This window comes from Streptomyces sp. CA-111067 (assembly GCF_050956065.1).
Classification (GTDB): Bacteria; Actinomycetota; Actinomycetes; order Streptomycetales; family Streptomycetaceae; genus Actinacidiphila.
On record NZ_CP192103.1, the window covers coordinates 4,884,134 to 4,900,357 of the forward strand.

13 protein-coding genes are annotated in these 16,224 nt (G+C 72.8%); 9 read left to right on the forward strand and 4 right to left on the reverse strand.

Annotated features, from left to right (window positions below; translation table 11 throughout):
- Nucleotides 1-2 precede the first annotated feature (2 nt).
- On the forward strand, nt 3-1,415 hold the full coding sequence (locus ACQPW6_RS21300; RefSeq protein WP_433891257.1) for an MFS transporter: 1,413 nt from the start codon (nt 3-5) through the stop codon (nt 1,413-1,415).
- Between the two features lie 530 nt (nt 1,416-1,945).
- Nucleotides 1,946-2,182 carry a hypothetical protein gene (locus ACQPW6_RS21305; RefSeq protein ID WP_433891258.1) on the forward strand — a complete coding sequence of 79 codons (237 nt, stop codon included), beginning with the start codon at nt 1,946-1,948 and terminating at the stop codon, nt 2,180-2,182.
- 50 nt (nt 2,183-2,232) lie between these two features.
- Here the strand turns inward: ACQPW6_RS21305 and ACQPW6_RS21310 are convergent, their stop codons facing one another.
- Complete coding sequence (locus ACQPW6_RS21310; protein ID WP_433891259.1) at nt 2,233-3,168, reverse strand: aldo/keto reductase; 936 nt, start codon at nt 3,166-3,168, stop codon at nt 2,233-2,235.
- A gap of 425 nt (nt 3,169-3,593) precedes the next feature.
- Between ACQPW6_RS21310 and ACQPW6_RS21315 the strand changes: the two genes are divergently transcribed.
- From ACQPW6_RS21315 to ACQPW6_RS21345, 7 genes are all read left to right on the forward strand, one after another.
- Nucleotides 3,594-4,556 (forward strand): hypothetical protein, encoded by a 963-nt coding sequence (locus tag ACQPW6_RS21315; RefSeq protein ID WP_433891260.1) that lies wholly within the window; start codon nt 3,594-3,596, stop codon nt 4,554-4,556.
- Nucleotides 4,553-6,775 carry a hypothetical protein gene (locus tag ACQPW6_RS21320; protein WP_433891261.1) on the forward strand — a complete coding sequence of 741 codons (2,223 nt, stop codon included), beginning with the start codon at nt 4,553-4,555 and terminating at the stop codon, nt 6,773-6,775. Before ACQPW6_RS21315 ends, ACQPW6_RS21320 begins: the two co-directional genes overlap by 4 nt.
- 151 nt (nt 6,776-6,926) lie before the next feature.
- Nucleotides 6,927-8,747 carry a vWA domain-containing protein gene (locus ACQPW6_RS21325; protein WP_433891262.1) on the forward strand — a complete coding sequence of 607 codons (1,821 nt, stop codon included), beginning with the start codon at nt 6,927-6,929 and terminating at the stop codon, nt 8,745-8,747.
- A gap of 39 nt (nt 8,748-8,786) precedes the next feature.
- Nucleotides 8,787-9,464 (forward strand): vWA domain-containing protein, encoded by a 678-nt coding sequence (locus ACQPW6_RS21330; protein WP_433891263.1) that lies wholly within the window; start codon nt 8,787-8,789, stop codon nt 9,462-9,464.
- 1 nt (nt 9,465) lies between these two features.
- A complete protein-coding gene (locus ACQPW6_RS21335) occupies nt 9,466-10,605 on the forward strand; it encodes a protein phosphatase 2C domain-containing protein (RefSeq protein WP_433891264.1) in 1,140 nt (379 codons plus the stop codon).
- Nucleotides 10,602-12,341: a hypothetical protein gene (locus tag ACQPW6_RS21340; RefSeq protein ID WP_433891265.1), complete on the forward strand. Its 1,740-nt coding sequence runs from the start codon at nt 10,602-10,604 to the stop codon at nt 12,339-12,341. Before ACQPW6_RS21335 ends, ACQPW6_RS21340 begins: the two co-directional genes overlap by 4 nt.
- A 9-nt stretch (nt 12,342-12,350) precedes the next feature.
- Nucleotides 12,351-13,985 carry a hypothetical protein gene (locus ACQPW6_RS21345; RefSeq protein WP_433891266.1) on the forward strand — a complete coding sequence of 545 codons (1,635 nt, stop codon included), beginning with the start codon at nt 12,351-12,353 and terminating at the stop codon, nt 13,983-13,985.
- A gap of 70 nt (nt 13,986-14,055) precedes the next feature.
- Here ACQPW6_RS21345 and ACQPW6_RS21350 read toward each other — a convergent pair whose 3' ends face one another.
- The 3 genes from ACQPW6_RS21350 to ACQPW6_RS21360 all read right to left on the reverse strand — a co-directional run bounded on the left by ACQPW6_RS21350 (nt 14,056) and on the right by ACQPW6_RS21360 (nt 16,173).
- Nucleotides 14,056-14,748, reverse strand: a complete 693-nt coding sequence (locus ACQPW6_RS21350; RefSeq protein WP_433891267.1) for a Crp/Fnr family transcriptional regulator — start codon at nt 14,746-14,748, stop codon at nt 14,056-14,058.
- Between the two features lie 305 nt (nt 14,749-15,053).
- On the reverse strand, nt 15,054-15,563 hold the full coding sequence (locus ACQPW6_RS21355; RefSeq protein WP_433891268.1) for a hypothetical protein: 510 nt from the start codon (nt 15,561-15,563) through the stop codon (nt 15,054-15,056).
- Nucleotides 15,564-15,861: 298 nt separating this feature from the next.
- The gene (locus ACQPW6_RS21360) at nt 15,862-16,173 is read right to left on the reverse strand and encodes a hypothetical protein (protein ID WP_433891269.1); all 312 of its coding nucleotides are present in this window, start codon (nt 16,171-16,173) and stop codon (nt 15,862-15,864) included.
- Nucleotides 16,174-16,224: the final 51 nt, after the last annotated feature.

A 16,224-nucleotide genomic window follows, 5' to 3' on the forward strand; every position in this document is an offset into this window, starting at 1 on the left:
CCATGGAAACCGCAGTATCCGCAGCGTGCGGCGCCCGCCGGGGCACGCAAGCCGTGCAGCCGGGGGCCGGCTCGGTGCCGCAACCCGTACGGCCCGGGGCCGGCTCGCTGCCGCAACCCCTGCGGTCCGGGGTCGGCTCGCTGCCCGGCTCCGGCCGCCGCAACGCGGTGGTGCTGGTCGGCTTCACCGCCGTGACCAACCTCGCCGACGGCGTGATGAAGATGGCGCTCCCGGTGCTCGCCGCCCGCCTCACCAGCTCTCCGTCCCAGGTCACCGCCGCTTCCCTGACGCTCACGCTGCCCTGGCTGCTCGTCGCCCTGCACGTCGGTGTGCTCGTGGACCGGTTCGACCGCCGGTGGCTGCTGTGGGGCGCGAACGGGATGCGGCTGGTGGCAATGGGCCTGCTCACCGCCTCCGCCGTGACCGGCGGCATCAGCCTCGGCCTGCTCTTCGCGGCCGGCGCGGTGCTCGGCGTCGCCGACGTGCTGGCGGCCACCTCCGCGTCCGCCCTGGTCCCGGCCGCGGTACCGGCGGCGGGTCGGGAACGGGTGAACACCTGGATGGTGGGCGCCGAGACCGTGGGACAGGAGTTCGCCGGCCCCTTCGTCGGCGGACTGCTGCTGGCCACCGGAACGGCTCTGGCGCTGGGAGCCGCCGGCGCCGCCTACGCGGTCGCGGCCCTCGTCCTGCTGCTGCTCGCGGGCCGCTTCCGGGCCGAGGGGCGCGCTGCGGGGGCGCCGGGCGCGGGGATGCTGGCAGCGGGGGCACCGTCCGCAGTGGCACTGGCCGCGGGGGCGCCGTCCGCCTCCGTCAACAGCCGGATCGCCGAGGGGATGCGCTTCCTGTGGCGGGACCGGCTGCTGCGGACGCTGTCGGTGGTCGTCGCCGTGCTCTCCGCCACCTGGGGCGGCTGGTTGGCGATCATGCCGCTCTACGCCAGGGAGGCCATGCACCTGGGGCCGAGGCAGTACGGCATCGTGCTCAGCGCCCTGGGGGTCGGAGGTCTGGCCGGCGCCGTGGCCGTGACCTGGGTGAACCGGCTGCTCGGCGCGCGCAGGGCCATGCTCGCCGACCTGCTCGGCACCACCGCGATGGTGGCTCTGCCCGCCGTGACCACCAGTATCTGGGCGGTAGCGGCGGGCGCCTTCCTCGGCGGCATGGGCGGCACGCTCTGGTCGGTCAACGCCCGTACCCTCACCCAGAACATGGTCCCGGACGAGATGCTCGGACGCTACGGCGCGGCATCCCGGCTCTTCACCTTCGGCGCCATGCCGCTGGGCGCGGCGCTGGTGGGCGTGCTGGCCGAACTGGCCGGCATGCGAACGGCGTTCGGCCTGTTCGCACTGGTCACCGCGGCGACCCCGGTGTTCTTCCTCAGGAACGTGACCGAACCGGACCTGAGGGCCGGCCGCTGAGGCCGCTCCGACGACGTCCCGGAGGCCGAACCCGCGACGCCGCCGCGTCGCCCATTCACGCGCAGGCGGTCCGCAGCGGCGGCCGGCAACAGCCGACCGCGTACGAGGCCGCCGACGACCGGTACCCGCCGCCGCCCCGACGAAGTGCGCGCCGATCTGGACGCCGGCCGGGACAGCCCGGCCGTCGCGACCGACGCCACGACCCCGTGGCCGCCCCTCGCCCGCTCCCACCCGACGGCGCTTCCTGCTCCCGTGTCCCCGTCAAGCGGCCTCCCTCCGCATCCGTCCACGACCCCGGAACGGGGTCCGCACAGACGACGAACGGGACGACTCCAGGTCGACACCTGCCGGCAGGGACTGCTCCAGGTGTGCCTTGTCGCGCCGGATCAGGGGCAGACGGCAAGAAGGCGAAGTCGGCCGGGACGACGAATCGAGGCCCCCGTGCAACGAACCCGACGCACCGCGACCTTCGCGGCGACGAACGCCGCGCGGGGCCGGCTCCGTCCGGCCGCCGCCTCGGGAGCGGGACGGTGAACGGCGGCCTGCCGCCGCTGCGGGAGCGGCACATGGCGGCGGTCTTCATCGTCGTCATGTACGCGGGGCTTGGTGTCCTGCTGGCCGGGCTGCTCGCTCTGGGGCTCGGGGGAAGCAGCTCCTGGGGAGGGGTGGCGGCTGCCGCGGGCGGGATCGGCGGAGCTGCCTTCGGCCTGTGGATGATCCACCGGACCCCGGAGGAAGAGCGCATGGACGACAGCCCGTACTCCTGAGGGGGCGGGTCCTGAGGGGGCGGGTCCGCGCCCGCCCCCTGCCTGCGGGGTCAGGGGACGAGGTGGCCGGCGGCGCGGAAGAGTTCGTACCACTCGGCACGGGTCAGGCGGAGGTCGGAGCCCTGGGCGGCGCCCGCGACGCGTTCGGGGGTGGTGGTGCCGAGCACGACCTGCATCTGGGCGGGGTGGCGGGTGATCCAGGCGGTCGCGATGGCGATGGCGGGGACGTCGTACTGGGCGGCGAGCCGGTCGATGACGGCGTTGAGCTCGGGGTAGTCCGACGAGCCGAGGAAGACACCGGTGAAGAAGCCGGCCTGGAACGGCGACCACGCCTGGATGGTGATGTCGTTCAGGCGGCAGTAGTCGACGATCCCGCCGCCGTCGAGGGTGGCCCCCTGCTGCTCCGCGAGCATGTTCGCGGCGACCCCCTGGGCGATGATCGGCTCGTGCGTGATCGACAGCTGGAGCTGGTTGGCCACGATGGGCTGGCGCACGTACTTGCGCAGCAGGTCGATCTGGCGCGGAGTGTGGTTCGAGACACCGAACGTGCGCACCTTGCCCGAGGACTCGAGCTCGTCGAACGCGCGGGCCACCTCCTCGGGCTCGACGAGCGCGTCGGGGCGGTGCAGCAGCAGGATGTCGATGCGGTCGGTGCCCAGGGCCGCGAGCGAGCCCTCGACCGACTCGATGATGTGCTCGTAGGAAAAGTCGTAGTACGGCCCGTCCGGCACGATCCCGGTCTTGGTCTGGATGGTGATCTCGTCGCGCTGCGACGGGGTCAGTGCCATCGCCTCGGCGAAGCGGCGCTCGCATGCGTGCAGCTTGCCGCCGTAGATGTCGGCGTGGTCGACGAAGTCGATCCCCGCGTCACGCGCGACGCGGACGAGTTCGCGGACGTCCTCGTCGGACTTGTCGGCGATACGCATCAGGCCGAGCACGATGTTCGGGGCGAGGATGTCGGTGCCGGGCATGATGAAGGTCTTCACGGCGGTTTTCCTTTCGATGTTCAGGTCTGCACAGTACAAGCGGAGCCCCGCCGCCCTTGACCCCGGCAGGCGCACCGGGGCCGAGCCGCCTGCGACGATCACGGTCCGCTGCCGACCTGCTGCTGCCCGTACCGGAGCGGCACCGCCCCGCCCGCCCCTCACTTCATGGCGGACGCCGCCCGACCCGTGGCGCCCCGGCCGGGCACCGCAGTGATTATGACGGACCGTCATGCTTTCCGCGTACATTTCTCGCTTTCCCGTACATGGGGGGAAGGCGCTCACCTACCGTCGGCGGCGCGGTCTCGGGGATCGGGGGATCACGTCCCGGCTCTGTGCGCCAGGTGGCGTAGACGCGTTCGCAGGCTAGGCATATCCAAGTAAGCCAGGGGGGCGGGGAGCCCGCCTGGTCAGGGGAGGGAACCCGCGTGGAATCGAGCGACCCCGTCAACCAGTCGATCTTCCTTGTGGACATCGAGAACTTCAGCACCAGGCCGCAGGCCGTCCAGGCCCTGCTGCACGACCGGCTGTACGAGGTGCTGTCGTTCGCCCTGCGGAAGTCCCGGATCGACGAGTCCGCGTGCCGGTACCAGGACTGCGGCGACGGTGTGCTGTACCTGCTGCCCGCCACGGTCAGCACCGCGGTGCTGCTGCGGGAGCTGGTGCGCGGGCTGCAGGACGCGCTCGCCGCGCACCACGCCTCGTACCGCGAGGACCACGCCATGCGGCTGAGGGTGGGGCTCCACCACGGCGCGGTGAACGTCAACGGCAACCGCTTGACCAGCGACGCGATCAACGACCTGTCGCGGCTGGTGGACGCCGGCCCGGTCAGGCGGGTGCTGGCCACCGCCGAGCGCGCGCACATGGTGCTGGTGGTCTCGGAGTACGTGCACCAGTCGGTGGTGGTCGGCCGGCATCCGGGCATCGACCCGGCGGCCTACCTGCCGTTCGACTTCGTCACCAAGCACCAAGAGGCTCGGCGGGGATGGGTGACCGTTCCGGGTTACCCGTCCCCGCCCGGGCTCCCGGCGGCGCAAGGGGGGTCGGGCGCGGGAGCGGAGGGGGGCTCCCCCGTGCCCGGTGCCGCCCCGGGAGCGGGGGGCGGGGCAGCCGCCGGGGGAACTGCCCCGCTCCCCTCGAATGCGGCCGTCCCGGTCCCGGCCGCCGCGATCCCGGTCGTTCCGGCCCCGGCCGCCCCGGACCCTGCCGCCCCGATCCCGGCCGCCCCGGTCCCTGCCGCCCTGAACCAGGAGGACGGGCCCGCGGGCCGCTCGATCCACATCAGTGGCGACTACGTGGCGGGCGACCACGTCCGCGTCGCAGGTGACTTCACCAAGCAGGTGGCCGACAAGATCGTCACGATCCACACCACGGGCCCGGTCACGACATGACCACCCCGCCCGCCCTGGCTCCCACGGCCACGCCCACGACGCCCCCGCCCACGACCGCGCCCCCGGCGAACGGCAGCGCCCCGCCCCCCGGCAACGCGCCGCCCGCCGGCGACCCTTCCTCCGCGACGCCCCCGGGCGCCGACAAGGCCGCCGACGCCAACCAGCCGGGCGGCGGCCAGGACGCGAACGCCGCCGGCGCCACCGGCCGCCCCGGCCAGGGCAGCAAGCGCAGACGCCTCCAGGAGGAGGCGCGCATCAAGGTGGAGGGCGACTCCGTCGCCGGCGACAAGATCTACGTGAACGGCACCTGGCGCCAGGTGCGGCCGCGGCCGGTGCCGGACGCGTACGTGCAGGCGGCACGGCACGCCTTCCATCCGCCGCCGCACTGGGCGGAGTTGTACGACAACGCCTGGCGTAAGCGCTCGATGGTGCTCCGCGGCCCGGCGGGCTGCGGCAAGACGGCCGCCGCCCTCAGGCTCCTGCTGAAGGCCGGCGCCTGTTCGTGGCACTTCCTCGACTCCGTCGCGGACCTCGGCTGGCTGACCGACGTCGAGAGCCTGGGCGAGCGCCCCGGCCTGCTGGTCACCAGCCCGCAGGACGCCGCCGAGTTGCGCGAGGCGCGCCTGGAGGGCCTGGAGGACATGCTGGAGAAGGCGGGCGCCCACCTGGTGCTGACCGTGGGGTCGGAGCCCCGGCTCGACCGCGACCTGGCCGGCTACCTGAAGCGGCTGGCCCGGCCCGAGGACCTCCGGGACGTCCTGCTCGCCCACCTGGTGCGCCGCGTCAGCGAACGCGAGGCCGCGGAGCTGCTCGCCGGGCCCGAGGCGGCAGCCCTGATCGCCGACCACCTCGGGGAGAACGCGGCATGCAGGACCGCGGCCCTGGCCGCCGACGTCCTCGCCGACGAGCACCTCGGCGGCGCCCTGGACTGGGACCGGGTCAGGGCGCTGATCAAGGAGAGCGAGAGCGAGGACCCCGAGACCCGGTTCGAGCAGCTCGCCGATCCGGTGCTGCGCACCCACGCCGTCGCCCTCGCCGTCCTCAACGGCCTGCCGCAGGAGGACATCGCGCTGGCCGGCGCCGCACTGCTGCGGCGCTTCGAACCCGAAGGCCGGGTGATCGGGTCCGCCGCCGACACCGACCAACTCCCGCGCGTCCGCGACCCGTTCGCCCTGTCGCACCGGCACGAGCTGGAGCGGTTACGGGCCCGTACGTCCTCGGGGCTGACCCGCGGCGAGTTCGGTGATGTGCCGTGCACGGTCATCGAGTACCGGGACGGCGGCGATCCGAGCCGGCTGATCCGGCACGTGTGGACGGAGTACCGGGCCCAGCAGGAACTGCTGGCGTGGCTGGGGGAGTTGGTCGACTCCGGTTCCGACCAGATCCTCAGTTTCGCCGGCACCGCGCTCGGTCTGATCGCCTCCGTGTCCTTCGACCTGCTGAGTGCCCGGGTGTTCCCGCAGTGGATCGCGGACCGTCAGCACGGCCGCCGGCGCCGTGACGCGGTGGCCCACGCGCTGCGGGTGTGCGTGCGGAATCCGGAGCTGCGGCCCGGGGTCAGTGCCCTGGTCGACGCCTGGTTCATGTCCGGGCAGTGGGAGTCGCAGGCCGCCGCGGCCCGCGCCTACGGACGGTGCCTGGGCGGCGCCGACCTGACGGCCGCCCTGGAGGGTCTGTCCCGGCTGGGCACGGTGGGGGACGTGGCTGTCGACGTCGCCGTCGGGGACAGCTTCGCCGACCTGATCGAGGAGGATCTCGCCGGCAACGCGCCGCTGGTCCTGCGGACGCTCGTCAGGATGGTGGCGGAGCCCGAGACCCGGGAGTGCGGGCACCTCAGCTTTCTCATCCTGGCCGACACCCTGGTCATCGAGGACGCCGAGCCCGCGCCGGGCGCCTCCGCCGCCAGCCGGCCCACTCTGATGCACCTGTCGATGACCGACGAGCGGCTGCGCGGTCTGCTGGCCCAACTGTGGTCCGAGGTGATCTGCGGTGAGCTCTACGGCGACCTGGCGGCCGGGGTGCTGACCAGCTGGGCCGCCCAGTCCGAGGCGGATCCGCAACTGCTGGACGCGTTCGTCCGCATCATGCGCGACCTCGCGCAGCGCGACACCCGCACCCGGGAGCTGCTGCTGCGCTACGCGGTCGGCTGGGACGCCCGCGGGAGCCTGCGCCCGCTGCACCGGGCGGCGGCGCTGCTGCGGTCCGTGCTGAACCCGTGACCGGGCGGGCCGGCGGGGACGGCCGGGCCGCCGAGCCCCGGGCCGCCCAGCCCCCCGGAATTCGTCCCGCCGTCCCGCCGCGATCCGTCCCGCCGGAACCGGCCAGAGCTTTCCCTCCGCGTCCACACGATCCGATTGAGGAGGTGCCACGGTGGCCGAACCCGTGTCACTGATCGCCAGCCAGACCTCGGTGCCCCGGGTGGCGCTGGGCCCGACCAAGAGCAAACTCCCGTACCTGGCGGTGGTGTACGCCACGGCGAGCGGCGACGTCGAGTGCTTCGACGGGCGCCCGCTGTCGCCGTCACGGCAGGTCTTCTCCCGGTACCGCACCCGGTACGAGGTCGACATGCGCGACCAGTCCCGTACGGTCCTGCTGGGCCGCACCCCGATCGTCTCCCGGGACAAGGTGCACGAGTTCGAGGTGACGGTCACCTTCGGCTTCCACATCGACGGCATCGAGGGAGCCAAGGCGTGGGTGGCCGGCGGGCAGCCGGACGCGCTCGCGGTGGTCTACGGATACGTCAACTCCCTTTTCCACAGCACCGGTCAGAACTTCGACATCGAGGACTCCTTCGGCCTGCAGAGCGCGCTGAACCAGCACTGCGCGGGATCCGTGCCGCTGCACCCGGGCCTTCGCTTCCACGACTGCCGGGTGTCGGTCCGGCCGGACGCCGCCTCCCGGTCCTACCTCAACGGCCTGCTGGAGGCCCGGCGCACCGAGACCACGGGCCGAGCCGTGCACCAGGCCGACGTGGGCGAACTGAGCCGGCGGATCGAACTGGACACGCAGCGGCAGTTGGCCGACCTGGAGACGACCAGGAGGCAGGACGCCGCCCTCGGCTCGGTGCTCAACACCAGCGAGAGCATGATCCGTTACTACCTGGTCACGCACCCCGAGGACGCGGCCAGCGCGGTCGGGATGATGCGGCAGTTGGAGGAGGCCAGGTCCCACCACACCGGCGAGCAGTACGACCGCGCCCTGGGCCTGTTCAAGATGATGACGGACAAGGGGCTCATCCTGCCGGGTGACGTCAACCCCATGCGGGACCAGCTGGTCGGGCAGGTGCAGGCCGCCACGGGCGGTCTGGCGGCCGATCCGGCACGGCCGAACGTCGGCTGGGACACGCCGCTGGCGCTGGGCGACGCGGCCGCGGCGGGGTTCGCGGCGGGGTCCGCGGCCCACGCCGGACCCCCGCCGCGGTACCCCCGGGCCGGCCAGGACGGGGCGGGGGCCGCAGCCCCCCAGGGCGCCGGGGAGTTCTACGAGCCGACGCTCGTCACGCCGACCGCGAAACCGCCCGCGTCCCCCGCGTTCCCCGCGGCCACGCTGATCTACCTGGTGCTGGACGAGTCGCTCGCGCCCGGCGCGCTGGACGAGCTCAACCGCGGCCTGAGCGCGCTGCACGACGCCCTGTCCGGCAACCCGGTCGCCTCCGCCGCCGTCCGGCTGTGCGTACTCGGCATGGCGGCCGACACGCAGATACGGCTCACGCTGGATCACGTCGGCCCGGGCACGCGGACCCCCATCCTCGTCCGCCGCCCCGGCCTGTCCTACGCGCACGCGTTCCGCACCCTGCTCATGCTGCTGCCGCAGGACGTGGCCCTGGTCAAGTCGCAGCACACAGCGGTGCTGCGGCCGATGGTGTTCCTGCTCAGCGGCCACGCGCCCGACGACGGCAACTGGTCGGACGCGCACGACGAACTGGTGGACGTGTCCCGGCACCCGTCGGCGCCGCAGATCATCGCCTGCGGGCTGGGCGAGGCGGAGCCCGGTGCGATCGGGCGCATCGCCTCCCGCGCGGAGTTCGGCCACGTCGCCGCGCCGCACTCGGACGCGGCGTCGGCGGCACACAGCTACGCGGCGTACCTGCGCGACTGCGTCCTCGACTTCGGGCAGCAACTCGCCGCCGGAAGAAGCGAGTTCAACGTGCCCGCCCCGGACGGCTTCCGGCCGGCCACCGACGTTCTCTGAGCCCGTATGCACGGCGTACCTGGAAGGACTTCGACAATCATGGACGGCAACCGGGGACACCTGCTCCCCATCTATGTCCTGGCCGACGAGTCGGGCTCGATGGTCGACGACATCGGCGACCTCAACGACGGGCTGCGCTCGCTGCACCAGGCGCTGCTCGGTGAACCGATGGCCGCGGCCAAGGTGCGCTTCTCCGTGCTGGGATTCGCCGACGACGTGGCCGAACGTGTCCGCATGGTGGACCTGCGCACCGCCGCGGAACTGCCCCAGTTGTACACGCGGGGCATGACGAGTTACGCCACCGCGTTCGCCGACCTCGCCGGCCGGATCCCGCGCGACGTGGCCGCCCTCAAGAGCGAGGGCTACAAGGTGCACCGGCCCGCGGTGTTCTTCCTCAGCGACGGCGCGCCCAACCCCGACGAGGACTGGCGGTCGGTGCACCGGCGGCTCACCGACAAGGCGTCCACCCCGGCCGCGCCGAACATCATCGCCTGCGGCATCGGCGAGGCGGACGCGGCGACGATCGCGGAGGTGGCCACCCAGGAGGAGTTCGGCTTCGTCGCCAGGCAGGGGGTGGACGTGGGCGCTGCCATCGCCAAGTTCTGCACCTCGCTGACCAAGAGCGTGATCGCGTCGGGGCGTTCGCTCAACTCCGCCGATCCGCAGCTCGTGGTGGACCGCCCGGACGGCTTCACCCTCGCGATCGAGGTGATCTGACGTGGCGTCCCTCTTCGGCCGCAGGGCCACCGAACCCCGGCCGCCCGGGGCCGACTTGCTGCCGCCGGAGCCCGTGGCGGCTTACGGGCACGACGTGTTGCCGCCGGGACCCGCAGCAGTACACGGGCAGGACGTGCAGCCGCCGGAGCCCGTGGCGGCGTACGGGCCGGACGTGCTGCCGCCCGGCCCCGTTGCGGCACAGCCCCGGCACGCGAAGGACCCACAGCCGCCCGCCTCGCGCACCGCCGACCGCACCGACCCCTGGCGGCCGGTCGTCGTCGGCCGCCCGGTGGCCGACTTCCCGGCCGCGCCGCCCACCGGCCTGTCCTACCGGCCCGACACGCTGTGCGACGGATGGTCAACTCCGGCGCTGCACTTGCGACTTGCGTCCGTACGCGGCTACCAGCACCGCTACGACGGCCGTCCGCGGGAGGACGACGCGGCCGCCGCTTACCACCCGGAGACCGGCACGGTGGCCTTCGCCGTCGCCGACGGGGTGTCCGACGCCCGGCAGCCGCACGTCGGGTCCCAACTCGCCTGCCGCAGCGCCGTCGACGAACTGCTGAGCCAGCTGACCGCGTCCGGTGTGCACAACACCGACTGGTCGAGGCTGCTGACCACCGTCCACTGGCAACTGGTCGAGCAGGCCCGGCGCATCCTGCACCGGCCGGACGCCGACGTGCTCGCCACCGAGGAGCTGCTCGCCACCACCCTGGTGGCCGGCACCGCCACGCCCACGCCGCAAGGGGTGGAGGTCGCCGTGGTGTCGGTGGGGGACTCCGGGGTCTGGCAGCTGAAGGGTGGCCGGATCCACCGGCTGGTCGGCGGCAAGGACTCCACCGCCGACGGACTGGTCTCCTCCACCGTCAGCCCGCTGCCGCGCATCCCCCAGCACTTCCGGCCGCAGACGTTCTACCTCGACCCGGGCAGCGTCGTCCTGGTCGGCACCGACGGCTTCGGCGACCCGGTGGGTGACGGCGAGGGAGACGTCGCCCGGCTGTTCGTCCGCGAACTCCGGGAGCCCGTCAGCCCGTTGCGCTTCGCCCATCTGCTGGACTTCTCCCGGGAGACCTTCGACGACGACCGGACCCTGGTCGCGCTGTGGAACACCGGCCACGGGTCGGAGGTGCGACCGGCGTGAGCGTGATCCACTTCGACCCCGCCGAACTCGGGCCGTACCAGGACCGCCTGCTGGACGAGGGCGGCCAGGGAAAGGTGTTCGGCGTACCGACGCCGCCCGGCGGGCTGACGGGGGAGTACGTCTACAAGGAGTACCTGCCCGGAGTCCCGGTCTCCGCCGACCTGTTGGAGCAGATGGCCGGGTTCCTCGACTCCGTCGAACCGGACGACCGCAGGCTGCTCGACTCCCGGCTGGCGTGGCCGATCGCGCTCGGCCGGCAGGACGCGCGGCTGACCGGATTCCTGATGCGGCGGGTGCCGACCGCGTTCTTCATCGAGATCGCCGGCAGCTCCAAGGCCCAGAGCCTCCAGTATCTGCTCAACGCGCAGACGTACCAGCGCGCCATCGGCCTGCACGTGGACGACGCCCAACGCCTCGAACTCCTCAAGGACCTGGCCGTCCTGATCGCCCGACTGCACCGGCTCGACGTGGTGGTGGGAGACCTCTCGCCGAAGAACGTGCTGTTCACCCTCCTCGGACGGCCGCGCTGCCTGCTGATCGACTGCGACTCCATGCGCTACCGCGGGCAGTCGGTGGTCGAGCAGGTGGACACGACCGGCTGGGAGCTGCCGGACGGGGAGGAGAAGGCGACGCCGTCCTCCGACGCGCTGAAGTTCGGACGCCTGGCCGTCCGGCTCTTCAACGGCGACCAGGACAGCCTTGACGCGAAGCCGCTCGTGGCGATCTCACCGGCCCTGGCCGACCTCGCCCGGCAGAGCCAACTGCCCGACTCCGGCAGCCGGCCGACGGTGGACGACTGGGTGGAGCCGCTGGAGCAAGCGCTGGACCGGATGCTGGACGAACCGCCCGTGCCGGACCCGGAGCAGACGCAGACCGCGCTGTCCTCCGTCCTGTACGCGACCCCGAGCCACCCGCCGCCGCCGGCCGCCGCACCGGCACCGCCACAGGGCTTCGTGCTGCCGCCCCGGGTCGTCCCGTCGCAGCACACCCCCTACGGCCGGCCGCCGCGGCCCCCCGGACGGGCGAAGGGCGTGGTGTCGTTGGCCGTCTCGCTGACCGTCCTGGCCCTCCTGGGGTTCGGCATCGACCAGGCCTCCGGGGGCAGCCCCTCGAATGGCACCGGCGTGTCCAGCACGCAGGACGCCGGCCAGCCCGGCGTGGAGGACACCGGTCTGCCCACGACCGAGGACACCGGACTGCCGAGCACCCAGGAGACCGCTCTCGACCCCGGCACCGACGACTCCTCGGGCGGATACCCGGACACCCCCACCGACGACCCCGGTACCGAGGAGAGCACCACACCCGACCTGCCGGACGGTCAACTGCCGGTGGACACCTCCGCGGTCGACACGGATCCCGAGGCGGTCGCGGTGGGCGACCTGTTCAGCCGGTTCTACGGGGCGATCGACGCCCAGGACTACGACACCGCGCTGTCGCTCTACGACCCGCGGACGACGTCGGTCGATGTGAATGACGACGCCAGCACCTCGCGGTGGAAGCACACGATGAGCACCACCCAGGAGTCCGACGTCGCCCTCGTCGGACTCACCGCCTCGGGCTCCGACACCATGGCCTCGGTGACCTTCCGCAGCCACCAGGACCCCGGGTACGGACCGGGCGGCGCGGAGGACGAGACCTGCACGGACTGGGCGGTGACCTATGAACTGACCAGCACGGACGGTGAGTACCACATCCTCAAGGCGCCCCGGGGCGGCGTCAGCCACAGCGGATGCTGAGGTGGCCCGGTGAGGTGGGCTGATCCGGTCCCGTACTGGATCGTCCAGTTGGCCGTCGACGGGCCGGGCACGGGGGAGGGGGCGGGCGCGGGCGCGGGGGCGGGTTCGGGTGCGGGCGCGGACGCATCGCGGGCGCGCAGGTCGGAGGAGTGGCACAAGGCCGTCGACCACGCGATGACCTTGGCGGGCATCGACCGGGAGCTGTGCGTGTCGCATGAACAGGGGTCAGGGGTACTGCTGTTGGTGCCTCAGCGGTACAGCGCCGCGACGCTGCTGCGCGACATGGTGCGCGTACTCGACGGCCTGCTCTCCGTGTTGCGCGAACGGTCCGGTGCCGACCGCCGGATACGGCTGCGGGTCGGGTTCGCCGACGGTCCGGTGGCCGAGCACGGCGGCCGGCCGGCCGGGCGGGCGGTCGGTGAGGCCGCCCAACTGGTCGGAGCCGAGCCGGTACGGCGGGCGCTGCGGGCCGTGCCGGACGCGAACATGGTCGTCGTCGTGTCCGACCGGATCTACCAGACGGTGGTGACGGGCGGGTATCGCGGAATCCGGGCGGCGGAGTACGGGTCGTTCGACATCGGGACGGGGGAGCGCGGGGGCGTGCGGGCGTGGGTGCGGCTGCCTGGGGGGTACCGGGCACCGCGGTTGGTGCCGGGGGCGGCTGGGAGGGGGGCCGTTGCAGGTGCGGGGGATGCCGGGGCCGTTGCGGATGCCGGGTCCGGGGGCGCCGGGGCCGTTGCCGATGCCGATGCCGTTGCCGGGGGTACGGGGGCCGATGCCTCGGTCGAGGACGCCGCCGGTTACCGGGACATCCCGCTCGGCGAGGGCAGGGACGGTGTGGTGTACACGGTCACCAGGCCGTACCCCGGGCTGCCCGGCCACCTCGCGTACAAGGAGTACCGGCCCGGGCGGCTGGCCGACCCCCAACGGCTGGCGACCATGGCCGCGTTCCCCACCACCCTCAGCGCCGCCGATCGTGCCTTCCTCGACTCGCGTCTGCTCTGGCCGCTGGCGCTGGGCACCCGGTCCGGCGCGACGTCGGGCTTCCTGATGAGGCGGATCCCGGCCGAATTCCTGCTCGACGCACCGGAGTTGCCGGGCCCCCGGCCGCGGGGTGTGGAACTCCTGCTGCGCTCCGACGCGTACCTGGAGCGGCTCGGCCTGCCCGTCGGACGTCCGCAACGGCTGCGGCTGCTCAAGGACTTGGCCGAGATCATCGGCCGCCTGCACCGGCACGGCGTGGTGGTCGGCGACCTCGCGCCGCACCGGGTCCTGTTCACCGTCGCTGTCTGGCCGCGCTGCCTGCTCACCCACTGCGACTTGATGCGCTGGCGGGGGAGTCCGGCCCTCGCCCGGGCCGAGTCCGCGGGCTGGGAGCCACCGGAGCGAGGCGGGCCGACCCCCTGGACGGACATGTTCAAGTTCGGCCTGATGGCGGTGCGGATGTTCGCCGGGGACGGCCGGTCTCGGGACTCCGGTCCGCTGGGGACCGTGTCGCCGGAACTGGAGTACCTGGCGCTGCTGAGCATGAGTCCGGCGCCGCGGCAGAGGCCCGGGTTCGCGGACTGGATCGCCGCGCTGGAGCGGGCGTTGGAGGGGAGGGGCGTGCCGGACGTGGTGCGGATCGACGTGGACGCGCTGTGAACGGGCCGGGTGTTCTGTGGACGGCCCTCGCGGCGCGCGGCGGCGGCCGGGACACGGCTCGTGAGGTGGGTCAGCCGTCCGAGCCGAGCATCTTCAGCCGGTCCACCGACATCACCGACAGCGACCTGCGGCCGGTGACGATCACGCCCCTGCCGCGCCAGTCCTCCAGCACCCTGCTGACCGAGCGGCGCGAACTGAGCACCAGCCCGGCGAGGTCGTCCTGGGACAGCGGCAGGCCGATCCGCACCTCGCCGGGGCCGCGGCCGGGCTCCCCGCAGCGCTCGCACAGGTCGAGCAGCACCGCGGCCAGCCGGACCGACACCGGCTCGGTGATACCGGCCCGTTGGACGTCCGCCTCCCGGAGCCGCCTGGAGAGCGACTGCTCCACCGACCGTCCGACCGAGGACCGCCGCCGGGCCAACTCGCCGAAGCGGTCCGCCGTCACCTGCAGCAGGCTCACATCCGTCGCGGTGTGCAGGGATGCGCCCCGCCGCCGCCCCTCCAACCCCGCCTGCTCGCCGAGCAGATCCCCCGGACCGCGTAAGGCGAGCAGCGCCCGGTAGCCGCCCGACGAGTGCGCGGCCACCTTGATCCACCCGTGCAGCACCACGATCAGGTAGTCGGACGCCTCGCCCTGAGCGAGCAACTGCGTGTCCGCCGGGCGCACCACGTTCGTCCCGAGCCGGCTCAACTCGGCCCGGTCCGCGGCACCCAGCGAGGCCCAGAAGGTCGTCGCGTTCCCCGTTCGCCCCGTGCCGGTCAACGCGCTACCCCACCATCCAGGACAGTGCGGCGAGCCCCGCGGACTCCCGACTCACCGCGAAGCTCGCCTTGGCATCCACCCGCCCGGTGCACTCCGCCAACGCCGCATGAATGCGCCACGCCGTGCCCACCGGATCCGTCCCCGCCAACAGCACCCCTCCCCGAGCGCCCGCCGCCTGGCATCCGCGAACTCCCATTTTGACACCCCATCCCCGCCGGAGCCGCCCAATCCCGACAACTCCCCCCGCCCCGCACCACCCCGCGCCCCGTCGCGCACATAACCACCCGGTCCCCGGCCCGCCCACGTCAGCCGTTCGGGGCCTCGAACGTGTTCATCACGGTCCGGAAGGTGCCATGACCGGGCTGAGCGGGGTTGATCAGCACCACGAAGTCCGGCAGGGCGCCCGGAAGGGGCCGCCCGGTCTCGTCGTAGCTGCCTGCTTCGGCCTGCCAGTCGATCACGTGGACGACCACGGCACAGCGCCCCTCGGGCACAGGTTGTTCGATCGTGCCGTCGGAGGCGTCGCCGCTGACGTCCTCGATCCCGCCGACGATCGCGCGACCGCCGGAGACGAAAAGATAAGGCTGGGAGGCGGCCAGTTGGTGGCCCCTCTCGCGCTCGGTCAACGCGGCCGGCACGGACGCGGTACCCACCCGCACCAGAACACGGAACGCGCCGTCGCTGTCGACGTGGAGCGGAACGAGGGAACCCGCCCGGATGTGCCGGACGATGTCCTCGTCCTCCAGGAGCTCGTCCTCCCAGGTCTCGTGATCGACGACGCCCTCGAACCGCCGCGGATCCCACAGGACAAGCATCCCGGCGTCCGTTCCCACCGTCGCCGAAACCGCACCAGAGTGCTCGTGAGCAGCCACCCGTTCCTCCGATCGTCCCGCCCGATTCGAATCGGCTGAATTCTTCCAGCAAGGAACCCCGCGCATAGACTTGCGGCGGCTCGCGTCGGTCAGGAGCCGCACCCCCGGCACCTGACCCGTTGTGGAGGGGACCAGCCCGTTCAAGCCGGGCCGGGTGGGGGGTCGCTCAGCACCTCTTCCCTCACTTCTGGCGGCGAAGTTCTCTCCACGCGTCAGTGAAAGAGAGCGTGACCGCGCCGAGTCACCTGGCGTCCTCCGGGTCGTCCCAGGTCGCCGGGTCTTCAAGAATCGAGGGGAGCTGCTCGCGCGGAATCGGTGGGCCGTAGGTGAGTCCCCTGCGCCCTTCTGGTGAGGTCCACGGCACAATCCGATGGACCTGTACCCAGCCGTGATCAACCAGCCCGAGCACACCGCGCACAAGGTCGGCCTGCTCGTAGTCCTCGCTCTCGTCGATGTCGGCCTCGGCATAGGGGAGAATCCCTGTCGCCTCCTGCGCACAGATCAGCAGCGCATGCTCTATCGCGCTGAGCGTTGCCCAGACATCCTCACCCATGCGGAGAGAATGACACAGCGCAGAAAAACGCCGAGCCGGAGCGGACCGCCG